Genomic DNA, 4,126 nt, shown 5'->3' with positions numbered 1-4,126 from the left:
ATCAAAATCGCGACGCCGAGTTCGAACAGAAGATGGCGGAGGTGCTGTGCGTCTACCGCGAAGTCGAAGTCCTGAAGAAAGCCTCTGCCAAGGGAAAGCGGCGGGGAAAGCCGGTGACGATTGTCTCCTGCGACGAGAAGCCGGGAATCCAGGCCATCGCAACGACGGCGCCAGATTTGCCGCCCAAGCCTGGCGTCCACGCCAGCTTTGCGCGCGATCATGAATACAAACGCCATGGCACGCTCAGCCTGTTGGCTGGGATTGATCTGCTCACCGGCAAGGTCCACGCCCTTGTCAAAGATCGCCATCGCAGTCGAGAGTTCGTCGAACTCCTCAGGCTTATCGATGACGCCTATCCGCCGAACACTGCGATCAAGTTGATCCTCGACAATCATTCCGCGCACATCTCGCGAGAAACCAGAGCCTGGCTCGCCACTCGACCAAGCGGGCGCTTCGAGCTCACCTTCACGCCCAAGCACGGCTCATGGCTCAATCTCATCGAGGGATTCTTCTCCAAGTTCGCCCGTTCAGTCCTCCGCCACATCCGGGTGGCCTCAAAACACGAACTCAAGGAGCGCATCATGGCCGGTATCGACGACGTCAATCGCCATCCGGTCATCCACACGTGGTCCCACAAACTCGTCGACGCCGCCTGATATGATTCGAACCAAGAAAACGCTAATCTAGGAATCGCCTGACTTGCAGCGTAAATATTGATTTGCGGCTTGAGTCGCGCGGAGTGGGTTGTAGTCACGTCTTGCACGAGGAGCAAGAAGGCGTCGTCCTTCAGCCAATGGCCAAATCGCAGCCATGCGCGCTCAGCGGAACGGACAAGGACACGACCCTGACATCGAGTTTCTTCGGACCGGTGCGCGCAGCCATCAATACGTCGACCATTGCCGCAGGAAGCATACCGGCGGCGCCAGATATAAGGACGGTCCTTCCTTCCAATAGCTCCCCAGGGAGCTTTGACGCGTGCACGCGTTCAATGTCGTCGCGCACCGGCGGATGATCCAGTGCAAATGGAGCCGAATCTATCGTGTCTGCGATGGCGCCCGCCATGCTCTCGACCTTGGTGATGAGTTATGACCTTACTCCCAAGTTTTATCCGGTTCTGAGTTCGCCCCGGCTGGTGGATTTGCCTGGTTGGGCGGTGGTAGTGACGGGAGCTGGCGCGGAGCCTTCGGCATAGCGCAGCGCCAGATCCCGGCGCGGTGACGGGGCATGGCGAACTCGGACGGGGTTCTCCATCCGAGCTGCGAGTGTGGTCGTGCGTCGTTGTACAACAACGTTTGAGAACGCCCACAGGACCGTTCTTCGCGAGGTTCTTTATCGACATCATCCCTGGTTTGGTCGCCGAGTTTGCGTTCATGGGGCCGTCGACAAGGCTGGTTATGTCGTTTTCCGCTGCACGCTGGATGGGTCGCAAGCAGAACGTTGGCTGGAAGTCCCGGCATGGATGTTCGACCGGACGGCATGCCCTGACCCCTGGCTTTTGTCAGCTCAGCCGTTTGTCAGCATCGAGGCACTTGCGGCGCTCTCTGCGCTTCTCGATCGGGTGTTGAAGGATCGAACGCCATCAGCTGCCCTGCTTTCTGGCGCATCCAGAGCCTCTCACGACCAGAATCGGGGAGAGACCCATGTCACGCGAGACGGCAATGCCAGGGAGCGGATACCAACACAATCGACAACCACGGCCGCAGCCGCAGATGGATCTGTTCGGGAGCGACCTGCCGAACGGCGCCGTCGGCGCGCCCGCATGGCCGGAGCTGCCGGCGGAAGCGCGAGCGGCCCTCACGAGCCTGATGACGCAGTTGATCCTCGATCATGCTGCGACGACAGCGACGCCGCGCGCGAAGGAGGTTGGTCATGATCTCTGACAAGGTCAGGCCTCATCATCTGGAGCGCAAGGCGATTCTTTACGTGCGTCAATCCTCGGCCCATCAAGTGTTGCACAATCGCGAGAGCAGCGCGTTGCAATACGCCATGCGGGACCGACTGACGGCACTCGGGTGGTCAGAGATCGAAGTGATCGATGATGATCTCGGTCGTTCGGCCGCCGGCGGCGTACTACGCGCCGGTTTCGAGCGAATGGTAGCGGAGGTTTGCCTTGGTAAGGTTGGTGCGGTTTGCGCCCGCGAGGTCTCACGCTTCGCTCGCAACAGCCGGGATTGGCAGCAACTCATCGAGATGTGCCGCGTGGTCGATACCGTTCTGGTCGATCAGGAGACCATCTATGCACCGAGGCACGGTAACGACCGCCTGCTGCTCGGGCTCAAGGGCAGCCTCAACGAGTACGAACTGGATCTGTTGCGCCAGCGCTCGCTCTCGGCCCGCTACGAGAAGGCGCGCCGCGGCGAGTTGGTTGTGGCAGCGCCCGTCGGCTTCGTAAAAGCCGGCGACCGTTATGAGAAAGATTTGGACCGGCGTGTCCAGGAAGCGATCAAGCTGGTGTTCGACAAGGTCGAGGAACTGGGCAGCGCGCGACAGGCGCTCTGCTGGCTCCATGAGTTCAATCTCGATCTGCCGGTGAAGCAGACCAACGGCGACACGGCCTGGCGGCGACCGAGTTACTCCGCCATCCACCGGATCATTGAGAACCCGGTCTACGGCGGCGCCTATGCCTATGGTAAGACGGCTGTGGCGGCGGGATACACCGCCGAGGGCGTGAGCGTGAAGATCCGCCGCAAGACGCGGAACGAATGGTTGACGTTGAAGCCCAATACCCACGACGGGTATGTGAGCTGGGAGAGGTTCGAGGCGATCCGCGCCATGGTCAGCAGCAACATTCCCACTGGTCGGCATCACGGCGCGCCCAAGCATGGAGACGCGCTGCTGGCCGGTCTGATCTGGTGCAAGCGCTGCGGCCGCAAGCTCACACTCCGGTACTCAGGCATGAAGCACCATATCCCGCGCTACAGCTGCAGCCGCGCCTGGATGGACAATGGCGGCCCTCACTGCATCGCCTTCGGCGGATTGCGCGTCGATGATGCAATCGAGGAAGCACTGCTTGGCGTTGTCGGTCCGGGCGCTATCGCCGCTGCAACCGCTGCCGCCAAGGCAGCCGGAGAACGACGGGATCAAGTGCGCGATGCTCTCAGTCGCGATCTGGAAGCGGCGCGCTATGCCGCCGACAGGGCTTTCCGGCAATACGATGCCGCAGACCCCGCGAACCGGCTGGTGGCGAGCGAGCTTGAAGGGGGCGCTCGTCCATGTGGCGGAGGTCGAGGCCAAACTTGCCGCGCATGATGCAAGTACACCTGCTCCCGCCGTTGCTCCGGCCTCGCTCGGCGTCCTAGCGTCGAACCTGCGAACCGTCTGGTCAGCGCCGACGACCGATGCTCGCCTCAAGAAGCGCATTGTGCGCACCCTCATCCATGAGGTCGTGGCCGATATCGACGACGCGGCCTCCGAGATCGTTCTCATCGTCCATTGGGTGGGTGGCGCCCACAGCGAGTTGCGCTTGCCGAAGCGCCGGCGCGGACAGCGCAACAGCACCTCTGCCGATATCATCCAAGCCGTGCGTCAACTGGTGCTGATCGCCAGCGACGCACTGATTGCCGGCCTCCTCAACCGCAACGGCCTCAAGACGGGCAACGGCAATCGCTGGACCCGCGAGCGCGTCACATCAATGCGCTCGAACTACCACATCCCGGTGTTCAAGCCCGCCGATGACGGGATCGAACCTTGGCTCAACCTTGGCAACGCCGCAAAGCTCCTGAAGATCGCGCCCAAGACGCTCCGGCTGGCCGCTGAAGCCGGCGAGATTGAAGCCTTCCATCCGCTATCGGATGGTCCTTGGATCTTCGCCCGCACCTCACTGATAACAACTGCTGCTCAATCCATCGCCGAACGAGCGCGACAGAACCCAAGATACCCCACGGGATCACATCCCAATCAGCAAAGTCTCTTCTCTTCACAACATAGACAGATGGGTGTTCTGATGCGCGGTTGTAATCGGCCCGCCAGCATGCAAGCGCGACGCGGGCTTGGGCCAGTGACGTGAACAGGGTCTCGTTCAACAACTCATCCCGCAGCCGGCCGTTGATGGGAAAGACGGCCCCGCTCCCTCGGAGCCGGCGATATATTGGCGATGTACGGAACCACCAACAGGAGCAATTCACAA

At 61.3% G+C, this 4,126-nt stretch carries 5 protein-coding genes and 2 pseudogenes; 3 read left to right on the top strand and 4 right to left on the bottom strand.

The features are described from left to right. Positions 1-656: IS630 family transposase (locus CQ13_RS08340; RefSeq protein ID WP_156433581.1), on the top strand; the 656-nt coding region annotated here is incomplete at its 5' end. A gap of 130 nt (positions 657-786) precedes the next feature. On the opposite strand, the gene CQ13_RS08335 is transcribed toward CQ13_RS08340, so the two are convergent. Together CQ13_RS08335 and CQ13_RS42680 are read right to left on the bottom strand one after the other, a co-directional pair. After that, on the bottom strand, positions 787-1,062 hold the full coding sequence (locus CQ13_RS08335) for a hypothetical protein (protein ID WP_057842516.1): 276 nt from the start codon (positions 1,060-1,062) through the stop codon (positions 787-789). A 42-nt stretch (positions 1,063-1,104) separates the two neighbouring features. Further along, a pseudogene (locus CQ13_RS42680) lies at positions 1,105-1,283 on the bottom strand (IS3 family transposase); the annotation flags it as partial. Between the two features lie 426 nt (positions 1,284-1,709). On the opposite strand from CQ13_RS42680, the gene CQ13_RS08330 reads away from it, so the two are divergent. Both CQ13_RS08330 and CQ13_RS08325 read left to right on the top strand, forming a co-directional pair. Then, positions 1,710-1,880: a hypothetical protein gene (locus tag CQ13_RS08330; protein ID WP_197427279.1), complete on the top strand. Its 171-nt coding sequence runs from the start codon at positions 1,710-1,712 to the stop codon at positions 1,878-1,880. Next, positions 1,828-3,249, top strand: coding sequence for a recombinase family protein (locus CQ13_RS08325; protein WP_347337019.1), 1,422 nt, complete (start codon positions 1,828-1,830; stop codon positions 3,247-3,249). Before CQ13_RS08330 ends, CQ13_RS08325 begins: the two co-directional genes overlap by 53 nt. Before the next feature lie 73 nt (positions 3,250-3,322). Here CQ13_RS08325 and CQ13_RS45415 read toward each other — a convergent pair whose 3' ends face one another. Together CQ13_RS45415 and CQ13_RS40705 are read right to left on the bottom strand one after the other, a co-directional pair. Further along, on the bottom strand, positions 3,323-3,517 hold the full coding sequence (locus tag CQ13_RS45415; protein ID WP_245309089.1) for a hypothetical protein: 195 nt from the start codon (positions 3,515-3,517) through the stop codon (positions 3,323-3,325). A 418-nt stretch (positions 3,518-3,935) separates the two neighbouring features. Further along, positions 3,936-4,046, bottom strand: a pseudogene (locus tag CQ13_RS40705) (integrase core domain-containing protein); the annotation flags it as partial. Positions 4,047-4,126 lie beyond the last annotated feature (80 nt).

It is taken from the genome of Bradyrhizobium retamae (assembly GCF_001440415.1).
GTDB lineage: Bacteria > Pseudomonadota > Alphaproteobacteria > Rhizobiales > Xanthobacteraceae > Bradyrhizobium > Bradyrhizobium retamae.
This window is presented reverse-complemented; position numbering and strand designations above follow the sequence as displayed.

Excerpts from the sequence above, each read along its gene's own strand:
- CQ13_RS08335 (WP_057842516.1), bottom strand. The coding sequence starts at position 1,062 with ATGGCGGGCGCCATCGCAGACACGATAGATTCGGCTCCATTTGCACTG.
- CQ13_RS08330 (WP_197427279.1), top strand. The coding sequence starts at position 1,710 with ATGGATCTGTTCGGGAGCGACCTGCCGAACGGCGCCGTCGGCGCGCCC.
- CQ13_RS08325 (WP_347337019.1), top strand. The coding sequence starts at position 1,828 with ATGCTGCGACGACAGCGACGCCGCGCGCGAAGGAGGTTGGTCATGATC.